A 24,875-nucleotide genomic window follows, 5' to 3' on the forward strand; every position below is an offset into this window, starting at 1 on the left:
CGAGGAGGCCTCCATGCCCCGTGTCGTCGACCGCGAGGAGCGGCAACTGCGGATAGCGGAAGCCACCCTGCGGCTCCTGGGCGACAACGGACCGGGAGGCCTGACCCTGCGCCGCCTGGCCGAGGAACTGGGTGGGTCCATCACCCTGATCACGCACTTCTACCGCAACCGCGACGAGTTGCTGGAAGGCGTCCTGACCACGGTCCTGGCAGGCTACGAGGCCGAGCTGGAGCGGCTGGAGCGCGGTGCCGACGCCCACGGCCGCCTGCGGATCCTGCTGGAGTGGCTGCTACCGCTGGACGAGCCGTCCAGGCTGCAGGAGAAAGGACGGATAGTGATGCTCGGGCACCTGGGACCGGATCCCGCCGTCCGCCGATTCGTGGACGCCATGGAGGAACGCATGACCGGCCTGCTGCGGCGCCATCTGGAACCGCTCACACCGGCCCCCGATCTCGCCGGAGCCGTCGATGCCTTGCGGGTCGTCACGAACGGCGTGATCCTGTCGGCGGTGGAGCATCCCGGCGAGTGGCCTGTCGGACGGCAGCTGAAGGTGCTCGATTCCGCTCTGGGCGCTCTCGGGTTGGCGCGTGTCGCAGTTAGAGGCTGAACGCGGTCAGCAGCCGCCGGAGCACCGCGAGCTGGCGCTCCGCGGGCCACTCGTCACGGTGCTCCACCGCGCAGAGCACGATGCCGTTCAGTGTCACGCGCAGCATGTCGACCATCTCCCCCAACTGGTCCGCCTCGACCAGCGGCGCCAGATGTTCACGCAGGTACTCCCGCATCCGGGCGTCCATCGTGTCGAAGAAGGGGTCGATGCTCGGATCATCCTCGCGCTGACCCAGCAGGGCGATACGGCCGCACTCGGAGATCCAGGCCTCCTCGTCGAGCGGCAGCATCCACTCCAGCAGGATGCGCAGCCTGGTGCTGTCGTCGGCGCCCTCCTCCAGGCCCGCGAGTTCGACGTCGTACTCCTCCAGCACTCGCCCGGTTATCGCCTGGAGCAGTTCCGCGCGGGTGGAGTAGAAGTGCGTGACCAGGGTGATCGATCCACCGAGAGCCTTCGCGAGCGATTTGAGGGTCAGGGCTCCCAGGCCGCGTTCCGCGAGGATACGCATCGCCGCGGCGGTGATGTCCCGCCGGCGCTGTTCGTGATCGACATAGCGGGGCAACGCCGCCTCCTTCCCCCCCGGCCCGTCAACCGAGGCTACGGGCGTTCGATGTGCAGCGAATGCTACACAAAGACGCGTACGCACCGCTCGACCGCCCCCGATGTGGACGTGCACCCCTTGGCGTAGTGCATCAAGCGTTGTATTTTGCTCGCTACACAAAGGCTGAGGTACCCGACCCCTCTGGAGATCTCCGGTGAACGACGACGAGCTGTGCTTCACCCCGGCGACCGAGTTGGCCGCCCTGATCAGAGCCCGCCGACTCTCACCGGTCGAGGCAGTCCAGGCCGTACTGGCGCGCATCGAGCGTGTCGGCTCCCCCGTCAACGCCTTCGTCACCATCCTTCCCGAGCAAGCACTGGCCGCGGCTCATCGCGCCGAGCAGCAGATCATGGAACTCCCGGCGGACGAACTCGGCGCTCTGCACGGCGTACCGGTCACGGTGAAGGACCTCACCGACACCGCCGGTGTGCGCACGACCTACGGTTCGGTCCACTACAAGGACCATGTCCCCGACCGCGACGGCATCGGCTGGGCCCGGCTCAAGGCCGCGGGCGCCGTGCTGATCGGCAAGACCACCACCCCCGAGTTCGGCATGGGCGCGGTCACCGACAGCCCACTCACCGGCGTGACCAACAACCCCTGGGACCTCACCCGCACGGTCGGCGGGTCCAGCGGCGGCGCCGGGGCCGCTGTCGCGGCCGGGCTGGGGCCGATCGCCTGGGGCAGCGACGGCGGCGGTTCCATCCGCGTGCCCGCCTCCTGTTGTGGCACCGTGGGGTTGAAGGCGTCCCTGGGCCGCATCCCCGTCACCGGCGAATGGGACGTGTACGGCACCGTCGACATCTCCGGCCCGCTCACCCGTACCGTCGCCGATGCCGCGCTCGCCCTCCAGGTCACCGCGGGCCACGACCAGGACGACCCGCTGTCCCTGCCCGCCTCGACGGTGGACTTCACCCGGTGCTTGGACAGTGCGTCCGTGCGCGGGCTGCGTGTCGCCTACAGCCCGGACCTCGGCCACGGACCGGTCGACCCCGAGGTCCGAACCATCGTGGAAGCGGCGGCACACACCTTCGCCACCACCCTGGGGGCACTCGTGGAAGAGGTCACCGTCGACCTGCCCGATCCGATCCAATACTTCTCCGACTTCTGGTCCCCGCAAGCCCTGGCAGCCCTGGAAGACATGGTCGTCGGCCAGGGCTTCGACCCGGAGCTGTCCAACCCGATCTTCGCCGAGTTCGCCCAGCGAGGACACCGCATGTCGGCCGTGGACTACTACCGCGTCGCCGTGCTCACCCGCGCCCGCATCGCCGCCGGCTTCGCCGCCGTATTCCGCGATCACGACCTGCTGCTCACCCCCACGATGCCCGTCGCAGCGTTCCCTCACCCCGGCCCCGAGGGTGGCCCGGTCGAGATCGACGGCCACCCTGTACGGGAGCCCGTGTACGACTTCCACCGCTTCACAGAGCCTCCCAGCCACGCCGGACTCCCCGCCATCACGCTCCCCTGCGGTTTCACCTCCGACGGCCTGCCTGTCGGTCTGCAGATCATCGGCCCTCATCACGCCGATGACGCTGTCCTGCGGGCGGCGGCCGTCTACGAACAAGCCACTGAATGGCACACTCGACGGCCACCCCTCGGTGCAGTTGCCCCGGGGCACAGCAGCCGCGCCCTGTAAGCCGTCTCCGTACACCCGAGTGTTCCTTCGGGCCATTCCCTGACGGCCTGCTCCTCCCGCCCGACCGGGCGGCAAAGCCGCGTTCCACACAGCGCGGTGTCCTTCGCCTTTCTCGTAGAGCCCGGTTCGGGCTCGTGGCCTCCGGGGCCGGTATGACTCGCTGCCCCTGTCCTTGCCCTCATCGTGGAGGTCACCGAGGAACTGCGACAGAGTGCGGCAGCCTCGGTGTCCCAGCCCGGCCGTGGGCTGAGAGCCGGGGTGGCCGACCGGCTGCGAGCCGCCTTCGCAGTAGCACGGCGCGACCAGGAGGAGCAGCCTGGCCGCCAGTTGGCGTTCTACGAGCTGACCGCGCTGGCCCTTCGTACGCCCGCGCTGCGGGACCTGGCCCGTCGGCAGTACGTGGCGTACCGCGAGACGTCCACCGAGGCTGCTGCGGCCTGGATGGCTGAGGAAGGCGTTTGCCTCCCCGGTGGAAGCCAGGCATTGGGAGAACTCCTCGCTGTGACGATGGACGGAATGATGCTGGCCTGGCTCGCCGACCCCGAGGGCAGCAACCCCGAGCAGGTGTTCGCTCTGCTGGAAACGTTGCTCACGCGAGCGTGCGACGTGCGGCGCCCAGCGGAGGGCGGGGCGACTTCTGCCCATACCTGCTCATCAGAAGACACACCACCCCATCCAGGTCCATTGGACCAGGCTTTCTGAACCGTCGACTTGTTGCTCAGGGAGGCGCTGAGGGAAGAAGTGGTCCGTTGTGGCCGGTGGCCCGGGCTGCGGGGGCGGTTGAGACTGTCAAGCCCTGGGTTTTGTGGAGAGTGAGTTAGCTGGTTTTCTGGAGTGACGCAGGGGGTTCGGCCGCGTAGTAGGCGGTCTCGTGCTCGGCGGGTGTGACATGTCCGAGCTCGCCGTGCAGTCGGCGCTGGTTGAACCAGTCGACGTACTCGGCGACCGCGATCTCGACGTCGTTGATGGACGTCCACGGTCCCTTGTTGCGGATCAGCTCGGCCTTGAACAGGCTGTTGAACGCCTCGGCGAGAGCGTTGTCGTAACTGTCGCCTTGTGAGCCGACGGAGGCCACGGCCGCCTCATCGGCAAGGCGTTCGGTGTAGCGAATGGCACGATATTGAACTCCGCGATCCGAGTGGTGTGTGAGTCCGGCCAGGTCGGCGCCGGTGTGCCGGCGGCGCCAGATCGCCATCTCCAGCGCGTCCAGGGCGAGGTCGGTGTAGAGGCTGGTGGCGACCTGCCGGCCGACGACCATGCGGGAGAACACGTCGATGACGAAGGCGGCGTAGACCCAGCCGGAGAAGGTGCGGATGTAGGTGATATCCGCAACCCACAGCTGGTTGGGGGCAGTTGCGGTGAACTGCCGCTCGACCAGGTCGGCGGGCCGGTCGGTCTCCGGGGCGGGCCGGGTGATGCGCGGGCTCTTGGCCCGGATCACCCCGCGAAGTCCCGCCTGGCGCATGAGGCGTTCGACCGTGCAGCGGGCCACCTCGTGCCCTTCGCGGACCAGGGCGGCATGGACCTTGCGGGCCCCGTAGACGCCGTAGTTGTCGGCGTGGATCTGGCGTATCTCCTCGGTGAGTTTGGCGTCGCGCCGACTTCGGGCCGACGGCGGGCGGGTATGGGCGGCGTAGTAGGTGCTCGGCGCGATCGGCGCGTCCGTCTCGGCGAGGACGTCACAGATCGGCTGGACGCCGAACGTCTCCTTGTACTGGTCGATGTAGGCGACCTTCATCGCAGTGGACGGTCCAGCTCCGCGGCGAAGAAAGCCGAGGCGGACTTCAATATCGCGTTCGCCCGCCGCAGTTCCTTCACCTCCCGCTCCAGCTCCGCGATCCTGGCGGCCTCCGCACTGGTAGTCCCGGGCACGCTGCCGTCGTCGATCTCGGCCCGCTTCACCCACCCGCGCAGGGCCTCAGGGTGCACGTCGAGCTGGTCGGCGATGCGCTTGATCGCACCGGCCCGGCCGACCGGGTCCTTGCGGGCCTCGACAGCCAGACGCGTCGCGCGCTCACGCAGTTCGTCGGGGTACTTACGGGGAGCAGCCATGATCGGCATCCTTCCGAGCCTTGATGATCTCCATCAAACCCGGGGCGGTTCACTGGGAGCCGCGCCGACTACGGCTCCGCCTGTTCACCGCGGCCGGACAGCTCGTGACCACCGGCCGCCGGCGAATCCTCCGCCTGGCCCGGCACTGGCCCTGGACCGGTCACATCACCGCAGCCCTCGACCGGCTCACTCAACTGCCCAGCCCTGGCTGACCAACAGATTCCCCGTCCCTTCGACAGCACCTCAACACCCGGAGCAGTGGAATCCGGCGCCACCCCGCTGGTGAGCTATTGGAGTCGCGCGGCCGACTGCCGAGCAGGTCGAAGACTCTTAGTGGATCTTTTGCTGCTCCAGCCATTTGAAGACCTCGGCCCTCTTGTACAGGACCTTGGCGTTCCTGCCTCGGCCGAGCTTGTAGCCCCTCAAGCCCAGTTTCGATGCCTCCCTATAGACCCAGCTCGTGGACATACTGAGCATCGCGGCGACCTCGGAAGTGTCGATGAGGACAGGCTCGACGGGCTGGCGCCTCCGCGATCGGCTGATCTCGGTGCGGCGTTCGTTGGGGTGCGGCTGCGGTTCCATGGGCAAGGAGGGCTCCTTGAGGCTGGCCGGGGCTGATCGCTGCGGTGGGCCGCGTTCTGCTCTGGCTGGGTTTCGAAGATTCTTGGCACCCGCCCCGTGTCTCCGAAGGGTCACCGGTCGGGCCGTGGCCATGGTCATGAGAATCGTCGGCTTTGCCGACCCGCGATTCGCTGCTAGGTTGCCGCGCTGCGTCGAGCCCTCCGCGATGCCCAGGAGGACCTTCCGCGTGGTCATGGACAGCCATGGAACCGCTGTCAGCTCGTCGGGGTGATCGCGATCACGGATACCCGAGGGGGAGCGCTGCGTGGGCTTGGGAAGTCGTCGCGGTGGGGTCCGGGAGGGCGAGTGGAATCCTCCCGCCACAACCTGATGATGCGTCAGGAAAGTCAGCAAGTGGTCAGCATGAGTCCTGAAAAACCTAGGGAATGCTGCCCGAACATGCGACTCGTTGTAGGGTGAGGAAACGGACCTTGACCTGCAAAAACGCAGGCAGGGAGCCTATGTCCAGGAGTGCCTCCATGATGCGTACAATATTCAAGTCCAAGATCCACCGCGCCACCGTCACCCAGGCCGACCTGCACTACGTCGGCTCCGTGACCATCGACGCCGACCTCCTCGACGCCGCCGATCTGTTGCCCGGTGAGCTCGTGCACATTGTCGACATCACGAACGGTGCCCGGCTGGAGACGTACGTCATCGAGGGCGAGCGGGGGTCCGGTGTCGTCGGGATCAACGGGGCCGCGGCCCACCTCGTCCGTCCCGGAGATCTGGTGATCATCATCAGTTACGCTCAGGTGACCGACGCCGAGGCGCGGGCGCTGCGGCCGAAGGTGGTCCACGTGGACCACGGCAACCGCGTCGTGGCCCTGGGCGCCGATCCGTCCGAGCCGGTGCCGGGCTCGGACCAGGAGCGCAGCCCGCAGGCGGTCACTGTCTGACCGTTCGGTGAGCCGGCGTGTCCGACGATGCGACGACCCGACGAGGAGTGTGGCCATGAGCGACATCGAGATCCGCGACGACCGGACGGCAGGGCGCCTGGAGGCGGTGGCGGCGGGGGAGGTCGTGGGCCACATCGCGTACTTCGTGCTGGCCGCGCGGGGACGCGCGCTGGTCCCGGTCCACACGATCGTCGAGCCGGCGCACGAGGGAAAGGGCATCGCGGGCTCACTGGCCCGCGAGCTGTACCTCATGGCCGCCCGGGAGGGCATCGTCGTGGCCCCCCTCTGCCCGTACGTCGTGAAGTGGGCCGAGCGCCACCCCGACGAGGCCCCGGCGGCGGACCCCCAGCTGATCCGCGCCGCCAAGGAGTGGCTCGCGGCGAACCCCGACCGCTTCTGACGTCCGACAGTCCGACAGTCCGCAGGTTCGACGAGGGGGTCCTCCGCACCGTGCTCGCCCTTCTGCACACCTCCCCCCTGCACGTCCCGGTGTTCGACGCCCTGTGCGACGAGGACCATCAGGGCCTGGAACTCGCCCACTTCGTCCACGAGGACCTGCTGACCAGAGCCCGGGCCGATGGGCCCGACGCCGTGGCCGACGACGTCCGGGCCGTCCTGGAGCGGGCCGTCGCCGACGGCGCCGTCGCCGTGCTCTGCACCTGTTCCTCCATCGGCGGTGTCGCGGAGGCGGCCGCCGCGCGGGTGGGGGTGCCCGTGCTGCGGGTCGACCGTCCGATGGCCGCCGCCGCGGTGGCCGTCGGACCGAGGGTGGTCGTCGTCGCGACCTCGGAGAGCACGTTCGGACCCACGGTGGCCCTCGTCGAGGAGGAGGCGCGCCGCGCCGGACTCCCCGCCGAGGTGCGGAAGCTGTTCGTGGACGGCGCCTGGGCCCTCTTCCAGGCGGGCGACACGGAGGGGTACGTCCGTTCGGTGGCCGCAGCCGTGGACTCGGTCCCCGGCGACAGTACCGACGTGATCATCCTCGCCCAGGCCTCCATGACCCCGGCGCAGCGGCTGACGACGACCGCGGTGCCGGTACTGTCCAGCCCCCGGCCGGGACTGGCGGCGGGCGCGGCGGCGGCACGGGCCGCCGCGGCCGGGTGACGGGCGCCCACCTGGCCGCGCGTGAGTAACGCGGGGGAGTGAGTGGGGGCGCGGGTGCCGGGGTACGCGGGGGAGAAGTCCAGAGCCGACGTACCGACTGGCTGGAGGAGACCGTGACGCACCCGGACCCGCACCCCGTCCCGCCGGGCCCCACCCCCGGCCCCTTCCCGGACCCGATCCCGCCTTCACCGGGCCCCGACCCGAAGCCGACACCCGGTCCGGTACCGGGCCCACCGCCCCCGGCCCCCGACCCCGTACCGCAGCCCCCGGGCCCCGAGCCGGCACCCGCCCCCGAACCGGGCCCGCCACTGTCCTGAACCGGGGGACGGCGGAAACACCAGGTGGGCGGCCGGGAAACCCCGACCGCCCACCGTCATGCCGGGTGCGGGACCGCGCCTCTAAGGGGCGCGGGGAACTGCGCGACCAGCCCTCACGCCCCCGCGGCCAAAGAACCGCCGATCCAAAGAACTGCCGATCCAAAGAGCCGCCGATCCCGCGGAGCGACCCTCAGCCGGTCACCTCGGACCGATCCCCACCCCACAGCGTGTGGAACGAGCCCTCACGGTCCGTACGCCGATAGGTGTGCGCACCGAAGAAGTCCCGCTGCCCCTGCGTGAGCGCCGCAGGCAACCGCTCCGCGCGCAGGGCGTCGTAGTACGCGAGGGCCGCGGCGAAGCCCGGCGTCGGGACACCCTGGCGGGTCGCCGCGACCAGCACCTCGCGCCAGTCGTCCTGCGCCGCCGCGATCTCCTGCGCGAACGTGTCGTCGGACAGCAGGCTCGGCAGGTCCGCCCGAGCGTCGTACGCGGCGCGGATACGGTCCAGGAAGGCCGCCCGGATGATGCAGCCGCCGCGCCAGAGGGCGGAGACGGCACCGAGGTCGATGTCCCAGTCGTACTCCGCGCCGCCCGCCGCGATCTCGTGGAAGCCCTGCGTGTACGACACGATCTTCGACGCGTACAGCGCCTGCTCGACACGGTCGGCGAAGGCCGCAGCCTCCGACTCGCTCAGCGGGGTGGCTGTCGGGCCGGCCAGCCCGCGCGACGCCTCGCGCAGTGCCGCGTGGCCGGAGAGGGAGCGGGCGAAGACGGCCTCGGCGATGCCCGACACGGGGACGCCCAGGTCGAGGGCGATCTGCACGGTCCAGCGGCCGGTGCCCTTCTGCTCGGCCTGGTCCACCACCACGTCCACGAACGGCTTGCCCGTCGCCGCGTCCACGTGCGACAGCACCTCGGCGGTGATCTCGATCAGGTAGGAGTCGAGACGGCCCGTGTTCCAGGTGCGGAAGATGTCGGCGATCTGCGCGGGGGAGTACCCGGCGACATCGCGCAGCAGCTGGTACGCCTCACCGATCAGCTGCATGTCGGCGTACTCGATGCCGTTGTGGACCATCTTCACGAAGTGCCCGGCACCGTCCGGACCCACGTGCGACACACAGGGGGTGCCGTCCTCCGCCTTCGCGGAGATCTTCTCCAGCATCGGACCGAGCGAGTCGTACGACTCGACAGGGCCGCCCGGCATGATGCTCGGGCCGAGCAGCGCGCCCTCCTCGCCGCCCGAGACGCCCATGCCGACGAAGTGGATGCCCTGCTCGCGCAGGTCGCGCTCCCGGCGCCGGGTGTCCGCGAAGTGCGCGTTGCCGCCGTCGATGATCATGTCACCGGGCTCCAGGAGCGGGGCGAACTCCTGGATCACCGCGTCGGTCGGCTCACCGGCCTTCACCATGACGACCAGGCGGCGCGGCCGTTCCAGCGCGGCCACGAACTCCTTGGCGGTGTCGGCCGCGACGAAGTCGCCCTCGGTCCCGAACTCCTCGACCAGAGCGTGCGTACGCGCCGCCGTCCGGTTGTGCAGCGCGACCGTGTAGCCGTTGCGCGCGAAGTTGCGGGCGAGGTTGCGGCCCATCACCGCGAGTCCCGTGACGCCGATCTGGGCTGAGTTGCTCATGCGGATGGCTCCTAGTGGGTCCTGGAAAACGGTGGTGCCGGTAGGTCCTGGAATCGGTGGTGCCGTACGTGCTCGCCAGTATTGCCCTTCGGGCCATCCTGACGTGCCGGTACGCCGACCGCACATCCGGGCTGCCGTTCCTGCGTACGCACATACGCACCAGAACCCCCACCTGCCTCAGCGTTCGCGCAACCGACCCGTATTCCCGGCGACTTCGGTATCCCCTCGGATGTACTTCGGCCGCAAGGAGGCTGATTTGCCGTCTTGTCATGGCCTGTTCGCGGCGCTTACTTTTGCGGCTCCTGGCAACGGTAAGGGGGCTCTTCCATGGCCGTGCGCGGCAAGCATCGCCGGTACCAGCCGAACCGGATCAACCGGGCCTCTCTCACCGTCACCGCCGGCAGCGCGGGCATCGCGCTCCCGCTGGTGGGCGCCGGGGTGGCGGACGCGGCGGATGTGGCGACCTGGAACAAGGTCGCCGCCTGCGAGTCCACGAACGACTGGAACATCAACACCGGCAACGGGTATTACGGCGGGCTCCAGTTCAGCCAGTCCACCTGGGAGGCGTACGGCGGCACGGTCTACGCCGGGCGGGCGGATCTGGCCACCAAGGACCAGCAGATAGCGGTGGCCGAGAAGGTGCTCAAGGCGCAGGGCCCCGGCGCCTGGCCCACCTGCTCGGTCCGCGCCGGCCTCACCCGCGGCGGCGACACCCCCGACATCAACCCCTCGGGCAACTCAGGTAGACCGGCCGACTCGGAACGGAAGTCCCAGCGGACCGTCCGTGACGTGAAGCCGCAGACCACGCCCCAGTCCCAGGCGGGCACCGCCGAGATGTACACCGTCGTGCACGGCGACACCCTCTCCGCCATCGCCGACGACCGCGACGTCCGGGGCGGCTGGCAGCGTCTCTACGCGTCCAACCGCACGACGATCGGCGCCGATCCCGACCTGATCGTCCCCGGCCAGCGGCTGAACCTCCGTACCAAGGCCGCACCCGGTGCCCCCACCACGGACGAGCCCGCCCGCAGGTCCCGGACGGAGAAGGCACCCTCGCGCACCGCGGAGAAGGTCGCCACCAAGGCCCCCCGCACCGCGACCACCACGCTCACCGCACCCGTGGGCGCCGCGACCGGTACGCCGTACCACAAGGCGGGTTCCTCCTGGTCGAAGGGCTATCACACGGGCGTCGACTTCCCGGTGCCCACCGGCACCTCCGTGAAGGCGATCGGCGTGGGCGAGGTCGTCGACGCGGGCTGGGGCGGGTCCTTCGGGTACCAGGTGGTGATCCGGCACGCAGACGGGCGCTACTCGCAGTACGCGCATCTGTCCGCGATCTCCGTACGGGCGGGACAGTCGGTGTCCGTCGGGCAGCGCATCGGGCGCTCCGGTTCCACGGGCAACAGCACGGGCCCGCATCTGCACTTCGAGGTGCGGACGGGGCCCGGCTTCGGCAGCGACATCGACCCGCTGGCCTATCTCAGAGCGGGCGGCGTCAGGATTTGACCCGCATCCGGTGCCGGTCGCGGGCGGATATCGGGATCGGCACGTAGGGGATGCCGTAGAAGGCCCCGTACGGAATGGGCTCCTCGTCCAGCACGTCCAGCACGTCCTGCGCTGTCAGCGGTGCCGGTGTCGGTGCCGCCGCACCTGCCAGGGCGGGCCGGGCGGGCTTCCCGCTCACCGCCGGCGTCTCCGCGTGCTCCTCGTGCCCGGATCCGGCCTGTTCCGGTACCTCGGGTGCCGAACCGACGGGAACAGGGGAAACAGGTGAAGCAGCGGCAGGAAAGGCGGAGGGCGGCGCGTCGGTGTGCGTGGCGTGCTGCAGCCGTTCCGTGGTGAGCAGGATCAGGCCGCCGGCCGCGACCACACCGCAGCTCAGCGCGAGGATGGTGCCCGTGGTGCCGTAGCGGAAGGTTTCGCCGAACATCGTGATGCCGACCGCCGCCGCCACCACGGGGTTCACGACCGTCAGCGTCGCGAGCGGTGCCGTGAGGCCGCCGCCCCGGTAGGCCGCCTGGGAGAGCAGGAGACCGGAGGTGCCGAGCACCGCGATCAACGCCAGTGACGGCACGTCCGCGGTCGTGAGGCCGCCGGACCAGTCCACGGCGACCACCTTCGTGAAGACCGACGACATGCCGAAGGCGATACCGGACGCGATGGCGAGCAGGGTGCTGCGCACCGCCGGGTGCCGGTGGGCCGCGCGGCCCGCGACCATCAGCGCCACCACGGCGGAGCCGGTGACCACGGCCAGCAGCACCCGCTCGGTGGTGCCCAGGGACTGCGCCTCGGACGTGCCGACCAGGGACAGCAGACCCGCGAGTCCCAGCGTGGCCATGATCGCGCCGCGCCAGGCCGCCGCCCCGGCCTTGCGGCGCACGAACAGGGCCGCCATCGGCAGCGCGAACACGATGGTCAGGGCGCCCATCGGCTGGACGACACTCAGCGGCCCGAACGCCAGCGCCACCACGTGCAGCACTCCGCCCAGGCCGTTCAGCGCCACGGCGGCCCACCAGACCGGCCTGCGCATCGGCGCGTAGGACGGGCCGTTTCCACCGGAGTCCGCGACCCGCTCCTGCACGATCGCCCCGCCCGCGTAGGCGACAGCGGAGACGAGCGACAGCAGAATGGACAACGCGAGGGCGCTCATGAGCAACTCCTCTGCGTGCAGCGGGGGCGCGGGGCCCGGCGCGGCGAACGATCGGCTTCCATGGTGACTACCATCCCCCCTCTCGGGCGCCTTCGCGTCGTACCAGAGCATCCATTGGGTCCTACTGCCGATGGAGTACGCCGGGCTCCACGTCCTCCCCAGGGTGGGTGACGCGGGGACGGAGCTGCTGCTCTCGGCTACTGCCCGACCTGGTACTACTGCTTTTCGTGGACCTCGACCCCGATCTTGCGGCGCTCCGACGGCTCGGCGGCTTCTTCGTACTACGCACGGCCGGAGCCCCCGCCGATCCACCGCCGACACTCGCGCAGGCGTACGCACACCGAGGCGAGGAGGTTTACGCGGATTCGACAACTTTTCGCGTTCATATGGTCGCGGACCGTATTCACAGCTCTGAGCTGCGGGTTTCCGCGTCGATCGCCCAACAGGCGCTCGCGGCCCGTCTGTGGTCCATCGCCCTCGGCTGTGCCGTCCTGTACGGCAGCGTCCCCGACCTCGACCCCCGCCTGCTCCACTGGGACCCCGCCGCGAGCACCCCCGACGACCTGTGGCTGGCGGAGTTGCGCCCCCGGGCGGCCGACGCCGCGACGGTCCTGGACCTCGTCGTGCACGGGCATCTGGAGCCCCTCACGGCCGCCCTGCACGCCCGGTACGGCGTCGCCGAGGGCCTGCTGTGGGGGAACGCGGGATCGGCGCTGGCCGGCGCGGCCCGCGAGCTCGACCGCTGGGCGCGCGGGGCCGACGCCGACGCCGGTGCGCGCGCCCGCACCCTCGCCGCCGAACTGTTCACCCACCCCCGCCTCGCCCCGACCGGCACCCTCACCGGCAGCGCCTTCCGGCGGCGCAGTTGCTGCCTCTACTACCGGGTTCCGGGCGGCGGGATCTGCGGTGACTGTTGCTTCACCAGGACCCCATGGTCTTCCCCGGACGCCGCATCTGGGTGACCATGTGGGAACCAACCGCCGAGACAGGGAGTTTTGGGTGCGTGTGGGCCTGCTGACCCGGGAGTACCCGCCGGATGTGTACGGCGGCGCGGGAGTCCATGTCGAGTTTCTGGCCCGGGAGTTGGGCGCCCTCACCGACCTGGAGGTGCACTGCTGGGGCGAGGGCCGCGGAATCGGCGTCATCCGGCACCGGTCCTGGCCGGCGCTGGACGGGAGCAACGACGCGCTGCGCACCTTCTCCACGGACCTCTCCATCGCCGCCGCTCTCGAAGGCCGCGAACTGGTCCATTCCCACACCTGGTACGCGAATCTCGCCGGCCACTTCGCCAAGCTCCTGTACGGCGTCCCGCATGTGATGACCGCGCACTCCCTGGAGCCCCTGCGCCCCTGGAAGGCCGAGCAGCTCGGTGGCGGATACGCCCTGTCGAGCTGGGCGGAGCGCACCGCCATCGAGGCCGCCGACGCCGTGATCGCCGTGTCCGGGGCCATGCGCGAGGACATACTCGCCTGCTACCCGGCTCTCGACCCGTCGACCGTCCATGTCGTCCACAACGGCATCGACACCAGCCTCTACCGCCCGGACCACGGCACGGACGCCCTCACCCGGATCGGCGTCGACCCCGACCGGCCGTACGTCCTGTTCGTCGGCCGCATCACCCGGCAGAAGGGCGTGCCCCATCTGCTGCGCGCGGTACGGGACATCGACCCGGCGGCCCAGGTGGTGCTGTGCGCGGGTGCCCCCGACACGCCGGAGATCGACCGGGAGTTCCGCGAACTCTTCCAGGAGCTGAGTGCCGTACGCGAGGGCGTCTTCTGGATCCCGCAGATGCTGCCGCGCCCGGACGTCATCCAACTCCTCACCCATGCCACCGTGTTCGTCTGCCCTTCGGTGTACGAGCCGCTGGGTATCGTCAACCTGGAGGCGATGGCCTGCGGAACTCCCGTCGTGGCCTCGCGCGTCGGGGGCATCCCGGAGGTGGTGGAGGACGGGACAACCGGGGTACTGGTGTCCCTGGACGACGATCCGGGGATCTTCGAGGCGGACCTCGCGCGAGCCCTGGACTCCGTGATCGGTGATCCGGAGGCCGCGCGGCGGATGGGGGACGCCGGACGGGAGCGCGCGGTGGGGGAGTTCGGCTGGGACGCCGTGGCCAGACGGACGGTAGGACTCTATGAAGAGATCATCAAACAAGGTCAACAGGCTTAGCCCGACCGGCGTGCGGGAAAGCATCGTGCACAACCACGGTGAGGGGAGCGGCGATGCGTCGTGGTGGGCCTTCTGTGCTCGGGATCGTGCTGGCGGGCGGCGAGGGCAAACGTCTGATGCCCTTGACCGCGGACCGCGCGAAACCGGCGGTGACCTTCGGCGGAACGTATCGCCTGGTCGACTTCGTCCTGTCCAACCTGGTCAACGGTGACATCATGCGCATCTGCGTGCTCACGCAGTACAAGTCGCACTCGCTGGACCGGCACATCACCACCACCTGGCGGATGTCCAGTCTGCTCGGCAACTACGTCACCCCCGTCCCCGCCCAGCAGCGGCTGGGCCCGCGCTGGTACCTGGGCAGCGCCGACGCGATCCTCCAGTCCCTCAACCTCGTGCACGACGAGCAACCCGACTACGTCGCGGTGTTCGGCGCCGACCACGTGTACCGCATGGACCCCCGGCAGATGCTCAACCAGCACATCGAGAGCGGTGCCGGGGTCACCGTCGCGGGCATACGGGTGCCGCGCGCCGAGTCGTCGTCCTTCGGTGTGATCAGTCCCGGCTCGGACGGCCAGACCGTGCAGGGCTTCCTGGAGAAGCCCGCCGACCCGCCGGGCCTGCCCGACGACCCCGGATGCGTCTTCGCCTCGATGGGCAACTACATCTTCACCACCAAGGCCCTCATCGAGGCCCTGCAGCGGGATGCGGAGGACGGCGACTCCGTGCACGACATGGGCGGTTCGATACTGCCCGCGCTGACCGACCGGGGCGAGGCCCAGCTGTACGACTTCAGCGAGAACCACGTGCCCGGTGAGACCACCCGCGACCAGGGCTACTGGCGGGACGTCGGCACGCTCGACGCGTACTACGACGCCCACATGGACCTGATCGCCGAGCGGCCCGCCTTCAACCTCTACAACCGCAGCTGGCCCGTCTACACCCACTCCGGCCAGCTGTCGCCCGCCCGCTTCAACGCCGGCGGCATCGCCAGCGAGTCGATCATCAGCGCCGGGTGCCTGATCCGGGGCCAGGTCACGCGCTCCGTGCTCTCGCCCGGCGTCCGGGTCGATCCGGGTGCCGTCGTACAGGGGTCGATCCTGCACGACAACGTGCGCATCGGGCGGGGCGCGATCGTGCGCGGGGCCGTCCTGGACAAGAACGTCGAGGTCCCGCCGGGCGCGACGATCGGCGTCAATCCGGAGCGGGACGCCGACCTGTACACCGTTTCCAAGGGCGGCGTGATCGGCCTCGGGAAGGGCCAGCACGTGTCGTAGGCAGGTACACCCACGCCCGACGGCCCCGGTGAGCCCGTGCTCACCGGGGCCGTCGGCGTGTCCGGGCTCAGGCGAGTGCGCCGAACGGGGTGTTGCCGTACGGCTGCGAGGTGACCGTGCCGGGCGCGGCGCGGATCGGGACGTCCGGCGAGGAACGGATCCGGGACACGGACCCGGGGCCGCGTTCTCCCGGGGGACCACCCCCGGACCCCCGGCCCGCTCCGACACCTGTACCGAGCCGACGGAGGTTCTCCCTGTGAGATGGACGCTGCGCACCGCGGGGGCGGTGACGGCCGCCGCCCTGCTGGCCGGCGCGCTCGCCGCCCCGGCCGCCCACGCACGTGACGAGCGGCTCACCGACCTGGTCAACCCGTTCATCGGCACGGAGAACGAGGGCAACACCTTCCCCGGCGCGACCGTGCCCTTCGGCATGGTGCAGCTGTCGCCCGACACCGGGCACAAGACCGGCTACCGCTACTCCCACACCCGTATCCGGGGCTTCTCCCTCGTCCATCTCTCCGGCGTCGGCTGCCGGATCGGCGGCGACCTGCCGGTCCTGCCCACGACCGGCGACATCACGAGCACCGACTACGCGTCCTACGCCGCCGAGTTCACCCACGACAGCGAGAGCGCGAACCCCGGCCACTACAGGGTGGGCCTGAAGACGGGCATCGACGCCGAACTGACGGCGACCGCCCGTACCGGCGTGCAGCGCTACACCTTCCCGGCGACCACCAAGGCCAACGTGCTGCTCAACGCCGGCCAGTCGCTGCACACCAAGGTGTCGAACCGGGTCGAGATCCTCGACGACCGGACCGTACGCACGACGATCACCGGCTCCGGCTTCTGCCGGGGCACCAAGCCGTACACCGTCCACACGATCACCCGCTTCGACCGGCCCTTCACGGCGTACGGCACCTGGGACGGCACCACGGTCACCGGCGGCTCCCGGACCGGGGGCGACGGCGCCTACGTCCGCTTCGACACGACGGACGGGGACCGGACCGTCGAGGCCACCACGGCCCTGTCGTACGTCGACGCGGAGGGAGCGGCGGGCAACCTGCGCGCCGAGGGCGGGCGTACGTTCGACGAGGTCCGGGAGGCGGCCCGGGCCGCCTGGGAGGCGCGCCTCGACGACGTGGGCGTGACCGGCGGATCGGACACGCTGCGCCGGACCTTCTACTCGTCCCTCTACCGCAGCTTCCTCGCCCCCAACATCGGCAGCGACGCCGACGGCCGCTACACCGGCTGGGACCTGAAGATCCACCGCGCGCAGGACTTCACGTACTACCAGAACTGGTCCCTCTGGGACACCTATCGCACCCAGGCACAGCTTCTGTCGCTGCTGGCGCCCCGTGAGGCCAGGGACATGGCGCTGTCGGTGCTCAGGATCGACGAGGAGGGCGGCTGGCTGCCCAAGTGGGGGTACGGCACGGTCGAGACCAACATCATGACCGGCGACCCGGTCACCCCGTTCCTCACCCACGCCTACCAGCAGGGCCTGCTCCACGGCCACGAGGAGCGGGCCTACCGCGCCCTGCGGAAGAACGCCGACGGCGTGCCGCCCGCCGCCCTGCCGATGCTGGGGCGCGAGGCCAACCGGGAGTACATCGAGAACGGCTTCGCGCCCTATCTCAAGGGCCGTGCCCGCACCAAGCCGGGCGACTCGGACTACCACTGGGGCGCGTCCGTCACCCTCGAATACGCCCTGTCCGACGCGATGCTGGCCCAGATGGCACGCGAGCTGGGCCACGAGGCCGACGCCGCCCGTTACGCGGCCAGGTCGCAGAGCTACCGCGCCGTCCTCGACCCCTCGACCGGCTTCTTCCGGCCACGGGACGGCTCGGGAGCCTTCACCGGCGACCCCGATCCGGCCATCGGCGAGGGCTTCCACGAGGGCACGGCCTGGCAGTACCAATGGCTGGTACCGCAGGACCTGCCCGGCCTGGTGGATCTGCTCGGCGGCAGGCAGGCGGCCAACAACCGGCTCGATGCCTTCTTCGCGTACGACGCGATGAAGGCGGACCCGGCCCGGACGGCCCGCGAGGTGTGGGTGAACGGCCCGTACGCCTACTACAACGCGGACAAGTACAACCCGCAGAACGAGGTCGACCTCACCGCCCCGTACACCTACCTCTCCACCGGGCAGCCCTGGAAGACGACCGAGGTCGTGCACGCGGCGCTGACCCTCTACACGGACGGCCCGACCGGGATGACCGGCAACGACGACATGGGCACCATGTCCGCCTGGCACGTCCTGTCCGCGATCGGGATCTTCCCGGTGCAGCCCGGCTACGACACCTGGGGCCTGTCCACGCCGGTCTTCGACCGGGTCGACCTCACCCTCGACACCCGCTACTACCCGCTCGGCGCGCTCACGGTCACGGCACCGGGTACGTCGGACAGCCGACGGTACGTCCAGTCGGTGACCGTCGACGGGTCGTCGTACAGCCGTACGTATGTGACGAGTGGGATGTTGCGGGGTGCCCGCTCGCTCGACTTCACGGTCGGCCCGGAGCCGTCCGGGTGGGGTACGGGCGCGGATGAGGCGCCGCCCGCCCTGAAATAGCCGTCTCCTGCCTGACGTAAGCTCATAAAACAGTTAAGTCCCACCGCTCCCGCAGCGGTGGGACTTAATCCGTTGTTAACTGAGCGTAGCTTGATCGTACTTGACCGTAATCGCGCACTAGCGATTGACTGCTGGTTCACCCGTCGTCGACGCGAGAGCGATCCCTTGACCTCTGAGACCTCGGACCTGCTCGCCCCCCTCGACCTTGCGTTCTGGCACATCGACTCCGATCTGCACCCCATGCACCTGGGCGCCCTCGGTGTCTTCTCGGCCCACTCACCCACCGCCGGAGCCCACGCGGCCGACCTGCTCGCCGCCCGCGCCGCCGCCGTACCCGGACTGCGCATGCGCATCCGGGACGTCTGGCAGCCCCTGCTCCCGCTGGCCTTCGGGGGCGCCACCCGCGAGACCGCGCCGGACTTCGACCCGCTCGACCACGTCAGGCTGCACGCCCCGACCGCCGACTTCCACGCCGAGGCCGGACGCCTCATGGAACGCTCGCTGGAGCGCGGCCGGCCGCCCTGGGAGGCACACGTCCTGCCCGGCGATGACGGCACCTCCTTCGCCGTGCTGTTCAAGTTCCACCACGCCCTGGCCGACGGCCTGCGCGCACTGACCCTCGCCGCCGGCGTCATGGACCCCCTCGACCTGCCCAAACCGCGCCCGCGCCCCGAACAGCCGGCCACCGGCCTCTTCCCGGACGTGCGCAGGCTGCCCGGACTGGTACGCGGCGCCCTCTCCGACGTGGGCCGCGCCCTGGACATCGGCGCGTCCGTCGCCCGCTCCGGTCTGGACAACCTCAACAACCGCTCGTCGGCCGCGCTCGTCGCCGAACCGACCGGTACCCGCCGCACCGCCGGTGTCGCCGTCGACCTCGACGAGGTCCACGTCGTGCGCAAGTCCGTCGGCGGCACCGTGAACGACGTGCTCATCGCCGTGGTCGCGGGGGCCCTGCGGCGCTGGCTCGACGAGCGCGGCGACGGGAGCGAGGGTGTCGCCCCGCGCGCGCTCATCCCCGTCTCCAAACGGCGTCCGCGCACCGCGCATCCTCAGGGCAACCGGCTCTCCGGGTACCTGATGCGGCTGCCCGTCGACGACCCGGACCCGCTCCGGCGCCTGGCCCGCGTACGGACGGCCATGGACCGCAACAAGGACGCCGGCCCCGGGCGGGGCGCCGGCGCGGTCGCACTGCTCGCCGACCATGTGCCGCCGCTCGGGCACCGGCTCGGCGGACCGCTGGTCAAGCAGGCCGCCCGCCTCTGGTTCGACATCCTCGTCACCAGCGTGCCGCTGCCCAGCCTCGGCCTCCGGCTCGGCGGCAACCCGCTCACCGAGGTCTACCCCTTCGCCCCGCTCGCCCAGGGCCAGTCACTGGCGGTCGCCATCTCGACCTACCGGGGGCAGGTCCACTTCGGGCTCGTCGCGGACGCGGAAGCCGTCCCGGACCTCGACCGGTTCGCCGCCGCGCTGTCCGCGGAGGTGGAGACGCTCGTCGCCGCCTGCGCCCTGTGACCTGCGTCATGATCGTCGCGGGTTTGGTGACTGGGCCCGGGCTTCCGTAAAATCGCCTGTTCGAGAGCGGGCGCGGTCTGAGCGCCGCGACGGCGACCCAGGGAACGGCAGCGCGATGACGGTGACAGAGGACGGCCCGACGGCCGTGGACGGCTCGGGCGACGTGGGCGACGTCTCCTACGGCCCCGGCATCGACCCCGAGCGCATGGCCGTCTGCCTCGCCGTGCTCGAAGAGCTCGACAAACTGGACGTCGACCACCCCGACGCAATCGCCGTGCGCCGCGCCACCGCCGGCGTCTACCGCACGGTCAAGCAGCGCCGCCGGCAGGAGCGCCGGGCCTCCAAGACCGCCCACGACAAGGCGGTCACCGAGTCCACGGCGACCGGCTCCGCCCAGCGCATCGACGACGAGACCGAGGGCATCCTGCCGTCGTCGGTGACCGAGGAGGGGCAGATCGCCGGGATACTCCAGCGCCCGCGCTCCTGCTACACCTGCAAGACCCGCTACGTCGAGGTCGACTACTTCTACCACCAGCTCTGCCAGAACTGCGCCGCCGAGAACCGCTCCCGCCGCGACGCCCGCACCGACCTCACCGGCAAGCGCGCGCTGCTCACCGGCGGCCGGGCCAAGATCGGCATGTACATCGCGCTGCGGCTGCTGCGCGACGGCGCGCACACCACGATCACCACGCGCTTCCCCAAGGACGCCATCCGCCGCTTCAAGGCCATGGACGACTCGGCGGACTGGCTCCACCGCCTGGAGGTCGTCGGCACCGACCTGCGCGACCCCGCACAGGTCGTGGCCCTGGCCGACCGGGTCGCCGAGCAGGGTCCGCTCGACATCCTCATCAACAACGCGACGCAGACCGTACGCCGGCTGCCCTCCGCGTACGCCGCGCTGGTCGAGGCCGAGAGCGCCCCGCTGCCGGCCGGTGAGCTGCCCGCCCACCACGTCATCGGCGCCTTCAACTCCGGTGCGGTCGACGGACTGGCCGCGCTGCCCGTCGGTATCAGCGGCATCGACGCCCAGAAGGTCGCCGACCTCGCCCTGGTCGCGGGCAACGCCAGCATCGCCCGGCACCTCGACGGCACCGCCATCGACGCGGGCGGTCTCGTCCCCGACGTCGTCGACACCAACACCTGGGTGCAGACCATCGAGCAGATCTCCCCGGTGGAGCTCCTCGAAACCCAGCTGTGCAACTACACGGCACCGTTCATCCTGATCAGCAAGCTGCGGCCGGCGATGGCCGGGGCGGCGCGCGCCGCGGTCAGCAAGCGGGCGTATGTCGTCAACGTCTCGGCGATGGAGGGTGTGTTCGGGCGCGGGTACAAGGGTGCGGGCCATCCGAACACGAACGCCGCGAAGGCCGCGATGAACATGGTGACGCGGACCAGCGCGCAGGAGATGTTCCAGGCCGACGGGATCCTGATGACCTCGGTCGACACGGGCTGGATCACCGACGAACGTCCTCACTACGACAAGCTGCGCCTGGCCGACGAGGGGTTCCACGCGCCGCTTGATCTTGTCGACGGGGCGGCTCGTGTGTACGACCCGATCGTGCGGGGCGAGGCGGGGGAGGACCTGTACGGGGTCTTCATGAAGGACTACGCGCCCGGTAAGTGGTAAGCGGGTGGTGGTAGGGCGGCTGCGGGTCGGTGGGGGCTGGTCGCGCCCACGCGGCGGAGCCGCAAATTGACACAGCCCCGCGCCCCTAGGTGGGTCTGTGTTGCCGCATCTGTTCATGGACCGTGTATGTCGTGTTCGTTCGCGCCGGGCGTACCCGGGTTCCGCCGTCCACCAACAAGTCTGTCCCTGTTACCCACTCCGCCGCGTCCGACGCCAGCCACAGCACCGCCCGCGCCACGTCCTCCGGCTCGCCGATCCTGCCTAGGGGCAGCCCGGCGGCTACGGCGTCCTCGCCCTGCTCCCACACGAAGCGGGCCATCTCCGTCCGTACGAGGCCCGGGGAGACCGAGTTGACCCGTACTCTCGGGGCCAGTTCGCCCGCGAGTTGCCGCGTGAGGTGGAGCAGGGCCGCCTTGCTGGTGCCGTAGGCGCCGATGTTGGGGCCGACATGGGTGGCGCCCTCCGTGCAGATGTTGACCACGGTGCCGCCGTGGTCGCGCATCCACGCCTGCCACGCGCACCGCGTCAGCCGCAGCGGAGCCTCGACGTTGACCGTGAACGCCTCGCGCCACGCGTCCGGGTCGGCGTCCATGAGCGGGCCGTAGGGCTGGTTGGTCGCCGCGTTGTTCACAAGGATGTCGAGCCGCCCGAACGTGTCGAGTGTGAACTCGGTCAACGCCGACAGATGTGCGGGGTCGGCGACGCTGCCCGCCAGCCCGACCCCGCCGAGCGTCTCGGCGGCCCGCCGTACCCCCTCCGGGTCACGGGCCGTCACACACACCCTCGCCCCCGCCCGTACGAGCGCCCCGGCGACGGCCAGCCCGATCCCGCGCGTGCCCCCGGTGACCAGGGCGACCCGCCCGTCGAGTCCGTACGGCGACGTCATCCGCGTACCGTCTCATGACGAACCGTCAGTCAACAGCCCCTGTACGTAAGGGGATTCAGTCGACGGCACCCAGCCTTGAGTGCTGCTGCGCGACCAGTTCGAGCAGTGTGCGCCAGTCCTCCAGGACGCCCGCGTCGAACCCCGGGACCCGGCCGGCCTCGTCCGCCTGCCGCAGGGCGAGCGCGTCGGGGTCCATGGACGGGTCCAGGTCCATGGCGTACGGGCTGTCGCGCACGAGGCGGGCGACCCGTTCGCCGAGCAGGTGCCGGACGGCGTCCGCCGCGACCCGGGCGTGCCGGGTCGGGGCACCGGGCACCAGGAGCCGGCCGATGACATGGACCAGACCCGCCACCTGGAGTTCCTTGTCCGCGGGGCGACTTCGGCGCAGCAGGGCGGCCGTCTGGAGGGCGTGCTGGTGCAGATCGACCGGGCCGACCGGGCCGACCGGGCCGACCGGGCCGCCGCCGTGCTCCGGGGTGCCCCGGCAGGCGTGCAGCAGGTCCATCAGTTCCTCGACGCCGCGCAGCTCCATACGTCAGTCCTCCCGAGTCCTGCCGCGGGACCAGCCGTTGCTGTCGGCCAGCAGATCAGGGCCGACTTGCGCGCGGACCAACGGGAGCTGAACTGCCGGACGTGTTCCGGCAATGGCGTACGTGGGTGCGTCCACTGAGCCGTACGGGTGATGCGCAAACAGCGCTCAAGGGCACAAAGAACCGCAGATCATGGCTGAATGAACACTGAGCGACTTGAGTTCTTTACTCCTTGTTTTCACCCCATCGAGCGGGAGCCCGCTCATTTGGTTAATACTGGAGCGGACGGGCAGCACGACCGGGTTCCACCCACACCCATGGTCCGTCACCGGCGCCACCGCGTCCTGACTGCTCTTGACCCAGACCCGAGTGGACGTGGAGCGACCGGCATCGGACCGGTCCCGAATGTCCTGAGGGTTACCCGACACATAAGGAGTGCGCGGTGACACCGGAGAAGACGAATCTCGAACAGGGCCCCGAAGAACGAACGGCGGCCCCCGGCGACCGAAGCGACCGGCTCGGCAGCCTCGACGTGTGGGCCAGGTCGGCCCCGATCCGCCTGGCGGGCTACGAGGACGACCTCGCCGAGCCCCACATCCTGCCCAGCGTCGACTGACGCCACGACAGGACCTGTCGAGAACGCCGTCGGCATGGGCGCGGGACTCACGCCCATGCCGACCGAAGAGACCCGGCACATCGCGGTCAGGCGAGCGGAGCCGTCCGCTGCCAGGGGTGCAGTTCCTCCAACTGCTGGGCCACGTCGAGGAGTACGGCCTCCGAGCCCGGCCGGCCCACCAGTTGCACGGCGCAGGGCGCGCCCGAGGGCAGGGTGCCGAACGGCACCGCCATCGCCGGCCAGCCCGTCAGGTTCCACGGGGGCGTCATCGGCGAGTAGTTCGTGTTGGCGAGGACATTGCGCAGCCAGCCCCGCTCGTGCCAGGCCGCGGCGGCGGGTGAGCGCCGGGCGAGTGCCGGGGTGAGCAGCACGTCGTGCTCGGCGAAGAACGGTTCGAGGCGCCGGCGCAGCTGTTCCTTGTGCCGGCCCCGCTCGACGTAGCCGATGAACCGGCGCCCGACGGCCGCGTGGACCCGGGTGCGCCGGGTCAGCCCGCTCCGGTCGAAGCCCTCCGCGTCCCGTGCCGTGCCCGCCGTCCAGTGGGTGAACGAGGTGACGCCGATCGACAGCGGGTACGGCGGATCGGCGGGCCGCACCTCGTGACCGGCGCCGTCCAGCAGGGCGGCGGCCTCGCGCGCGGCGGAGGTGTACGGCCTGCTGATGACGACGCCGGCGATGGGGCTGCGGACGGAGAGGGCGATCCTGCGACCGGCGTGCGCGTCGGACCGTACGAACGGGGTGTCCGCGAGGACCGACAGCACCAGACGGGCGTCCTCGACCGTCGTCGCCAGCGGACCGTTCTCCGACATGCCGAACCAGTCGCCGTTGCCGATGCCCGCCGGGACGACCCCGAGGCCCGGTTTGATCGTGACGACACCGCAGTTGGCGGCGGGGATGCGCAGTGAGCCCATACCGTCGTTCCCCAGTGCGACGGGCACCATCCCGGCGCCGACGGCCGCCGCGCTGCCGCCCGAGGAACCACCCGCGGTGCGGGTGGTGTCCCACGGGTTGCGGGCCGTGCCGAGAGGGCCCTCCGTGGTGCCCCAGATGCACAGCTCGGGCACATTGGTGACCCCGACCACGATCGCGCCCGCCGCGCGGAGCCGGGCCACGGTGACATGGTCGTGGTCGGCGGGGGTGTCCGGCGTCGCCGTGGAACCGTGCCGGGTCGACTCGCCGCGCACGCCCAGGTTGTCCTTCACCGCGATGGGTACGCCCGCGAGCGGAAGGTCCGCCAGGTCTGCGCGGCCGGCCACCTCGTCCGCCTCGGCCAGCGCCTCCTGGGCCCGCAGCCGGCGGAACGCGCCGACCCTCACGTCCAGCAGTTCGATGCGCGCGAGATGCTCGGCCACGACTTCGCGCGGGGTGACGCGCTTCTCGCGTACGGCGGCGGCGATCTCTGCGGCGGTACGGCCGGCCCAGCTGGTCACGGGGGCTCCTCGGGGTGGATGCAACACATCGTGCAACGCGTGAGGCGATGAGGCTACTCGCGAGTACAGAGGGGAGTCGAGTGTCGTCGAGCTTGGACATTCGGCCCGTGTCTCTTGGACTTTTCTGGCGCCGGGGCGTCTCGTT

General features: G+C 70.5%; 22 protein-coding genes and 1 pseudogene. 15 read left to right on the forward strand and 8 right to left on the reverse strand.

The annotated features are described in order from the left end of the window. The first annotated feature begins 13 nt into the window (after nt 1–13). Nucleotides 14–607, forward strand: a complete 594-nt coding sequence (locus tag OHN74_RS38550; RefSeq protein WP_327699192.1) for a TetR/AcrR family transcriptional regulator — start codon at nt 14–16, stop codon at nt 605–607. Here OHN74_RS38550 and OHN74_RS38555 read toward each other — a convergent pair. Continuing rightward, complete coding sequence (locus OHN74_RS38555; protein ID WP_327699193.1) at nt 597–1,169, reverse strand: TetR/AcrR family transcriptional regulator; 573 nt, start codon at nt 1,167–1,169, stop codon at nt 597–599. The two genes, OHN74_RS38550 and OHN74_RS38555, sit on opposite strands and share 11 nt — an antisense overlap. A gap of 193 nt (nt 1,170–1,362) precedes the next feature. Between OHN74_RS38555 and OHN74_RS38560 the strand changes: the two genes are divergently transcribed. After that, nucleotides 1,363–2,844, forward strand: a complete 1,482-nt coding sequence (locus OHN74_RS38560; protein ID WP_327699194.1) for an amidase — start codon at nt 1,363–1,365, stop codon at nt 2,842–2,844. Nucleotides 2,845–3,027: 183 nt separating this feature from the next. Beyond that, the gene (locus OHN74_RS38565; protein ID WP_327699195.1) at nt 3,028–3,546 is read left to right on the forward strand and encodes a TetR family transcriptional regulator C-terminal domain-containing protein; all 519 of its coding nucleotides are present in this window, start codon (nt 3,028–3,030) and stop codon (nt 3,544–3,546) included. Nucleotides 3,547–3,661: 115 nt separating this feature from the next. Here OHN74_RS38565 and OHN74_RS38570 read toward each other — a convergent pair. Beyond that, a protein-coding gene (locus tag OHN74_RS38570; RefSeq protein ID WP_327699196.1) for an IS3 family transposase occupies nt 3,662–4,896 on the reverse strand; the annotation gives its coding sequence in 2 pieces (ribosomal slippage) (nt 3,662–4,617 and nt 4,617–4,896; 1,236 coding nt in all). Between the two features lie 44 nt (nt 4,897–4,940). Here OHN74_RS38570 and OHN74_RS38575 point away from each other — a divergent pair. Further along, nucleotides 4,941–5,108 (forward strand): annotated as a pseudogene (locus OHN74_RS38575) (transposase); the annotation flags it as partial. Between the two features lie 118 nt (nt 5,109–5,226). Here the strand turns inward: OHN74_RS38575 and OHN74_RS38580 are convergent. Then, entirely contained in the window at nt 5,227–5,478 is a 252-nt protein-coding gene (locus OHN74_RS38580; protein WP_326718969.1) for a helix-turn-helix domain-containing protein, read from the reverse strand. Between the two features lie 518 nt (nt 5,479–5,996). On the opposite strand from OHN74_RS38580, the gene panD reads away from it, so the two are divergent. Genes panD through OHN74_RS38595 form a run of 3 tightly spaced genes read left to right on the forward strand, consistent with a single transcriptional unit; the run spans nt 5,997 to nt 7,520 of the window. Next, complete coding sequence (gene panD / locus OHN74_RS38585; protein WP_327699197.1) at nt 5,997–6,416, forward strand: aspartate 1-decarboxylase; 420 nt, start codon at nt 5,997–5,999, stop codon at nt 6,414–6,416. 55 nt (nt 6,417–6,471) lie between these two features. Beyond that, the gene (locus OHN74_RS38590; protein WP_327699198.1) at nt 6,472–6,816 is read left to right on the forward strand and encodes a GNAT family N-acetyltransferase; all 345 of its coding nucleotides are present in this window, start codon (nt 6,472–6,474) and stop codon (nt 6,814–6,816) included. 50 nt (nt 6,817–6,866) lie between these two features. Beyond that, nucleotides 6,867–7,520 carry an aspartate/glutamate racemase family protein gene (locus tag OHN74_RS38595; RefSeq protein ID WP_327699199.1) on the forward strand — a complete coding sequence of 218 codons (654 nt, stop codon included), beginning with the start codon at nt 6,867–6,869 and terminating at the stop codon, nt 7,518–7,520. Nucleotides 7,521–8,027: 507 nt separating this feature from the next. On the opposite strand, the gene gndA is transcribed toward OHN74_RS38595, so the two are convergent. Next, nucleotides 8,028–9,467, reverse strand: coding sequence for an NADP-dependent phosphogluconate dehydrogenase (gndA, locus tag OHN74_RS38600; protein WP_327699200.1), 1,440 nt, complete (start codon nt 9,465–9,467; stop codon nt 8,028–8,030). Nucleotides 9,468–9,794: 327 nt separating this feature from the next. On the opposite strand from gndA, the gene OHN74_RS38605 reads away from it, so the two are divergent. Next, nucleotides 9,795–10,973 carry a transglycosylase family protein gene (locus OHN74_RS38605; protein ID WP_327699201.1) on the forward strand — a complete coding sequence of 393 codons (1,179 nt, stop codon included), beginning with the start codon at nt 9,795–9,797 and terminating at the stop codon, nt 10,971–10,973. Here OHN74_RS38605 and OHN74_RS38610 read toward each other — a convergent pair. After that, nucleotides 10,963–12,117 (reverse strand): DMT family transporter, encoded by a 1,155-nt coding sequence (locus OHN74_RS38610; protein WP_327699202.1) that lies wholly within the window; start codon nt 12,115–12,117, stop codon nt 10,963–10,965. The two genes, OHN74_RS38605 and OHN74_RS38610, sit on opposite strands and share 11 nt — an antisense overlap. Nucleotides 12,118–12,344: 227 nt before the next feature. Here OHN74_RS38610 and OHN74_RS38615 point away from each other — a divergent pair, with 227 nt between their 5' ends. The 6 genes from OHN74_RS38615 to OHN74_RS38640 all read left to right on the forward strand — a co-directional run bounded on the left by OHN74_RS38615 (nt 12,345) and on the right by OHN74_RS38640 (nt 21,268). Then, nucleotides 12,345–13,079 (forward strand): IucA/IucC family C-terminal-domain containing protein, encoded by a 735-nt coding sequence (locus OHN74_RS38615; protein ID WP_327699203.1) that lies wholly within the window; start codon nt 12,345–12,347, stop codon nt 13,077–13,079. A 37-nt stretch (nt 13,080–13,116) separates the two neighbouring features. Next, a complete protein-coding gene (gene glgA / locus OHN74_RS38620) occupies nt 13,117–14,286 on the forward strand; it encodes a glycogen synthase (protein WP_327699204.1) in 1,170 nt (389 codons plus the stop codon). Nucleotides 14,287–14,339: 53 nt separating this feature from the next. Then, a complete protein-coding gene (glgC, locus tag OHN74_RS38625; RefSeq protein ID WP_327699205.1) occupies nt 14,340–15,560 on the forward strand; it encodes a glucose-1-phosphate adenylyltransferase in 1,221 nt (406 codons plus the stop codon). Nucleotides 15,561–15,816: 256 nt separating this feature from the next. Then, nucleotides 15,817–18,129, forward strand: coding sequence for a GH92 family glycosyl hydrolase (locus OHN74_RS38630; RefSeq protein ID WP_327699206.1), 2,313 nt, complete (start codon nt 15,817–15,819; stop codon nt 18,127–18,129). 165 nt (nt 18,130–18,294) lie between these two features. Beyond that, the gene (locus OHN74_RS38635; RefSeq protein WP_327699207.1) at nt 18,295–19,641 is read left to right on the forward strand and encodes a wax ester/triacylglycerol synthase family O-acyltransferase; all 1,347 of its coding nucleotides are present in this window, start codon (nt 18,295–18,297) and stop codon (nt 19,639–19,641) included. 115 nt (nt 19,642–19,756) lie between these two features. Beyond that, nucleotides 19,757–21,268, forward strand: a complete 1,512-nt coding sequence (locus OHN74_RS38640) for an SDR family NAD(P)-dependent oxidoreductase (RefSeq protein ID WP_327699208.1) — start codon at nt 19,757–19,759, stop codon at nt 21,266–21,268. 85 nt (nt 21,269–21,353) lie between these two features. Here OHN74_RS38640 and OHN74_RS38645 read toward each other — a convergent pair whose 3' ends face one another. Then, nucleotides 21,354–22,154, reverse strand: a complete 801-nt coding sequence (locus OHN74_RS38645; protein ID WP_327699209.1) for an SDR family oxidoreductase — start codon at nt 22,152–22,154, stop codon at nt 21,354–21,356. Nucleotides 22,155–22,209: 55 nt separating this feature from the next. Further along, nucleotides 22,210–22,686 carry a hypothetical protein gene (locus OHN74_RS38650; protein WP_327699210.1) on the reverse strand — a complete coding sequence of 159 codons (477 nt, stop codon included), beginning with the start codon at nt 22,684–22,686 and terminating at the stop codon, nt 22,210–22,212. A 440-nt stretch (nt 22,687–23,126) separates the two neighbouring features. On the opposite strand from OHN74_RS38650, the gene OHN74_RS38655 reads away from it, so the two are divergent. Further along, a complete protein-coding gene (locus OHN74_RS38655; protein ID WP_327699211.1) occupies nt 23,127–23,300 on the forward strand; it encodes a hypothetical protein in 174 nt (57 codons plus the stop codon). Between the two features lie 86 nt (nt 23,301–23,386). On the opposite strand, the gene OHN74_RS38660 is transcribed toward OHN74_RS38655, so the two are convergent. Then, nucleotides 23,387–24,730: an amidase gene (locus OHN74_RS38660; RefSeq protein ID WP_327699212.1), complete on the reverse strand. Its 1,344-nt coding sequence runs from the start codon at nt 24,728–24,730 to the stop codon at nt 23,387–23,389. Nucleotides 24,731–24,875 lie beyond the last annotated feature (145 nt).

The organism is Streptomyces sp. NBC_00459, from assembly GCF_036013955.1.
In the GTDB taxonomy this organism is placed as follows: Bacteria; Actinomycetota; Actinomycetes; order Streptomycetales; family Streptomycetaceae; genus Streptomyces.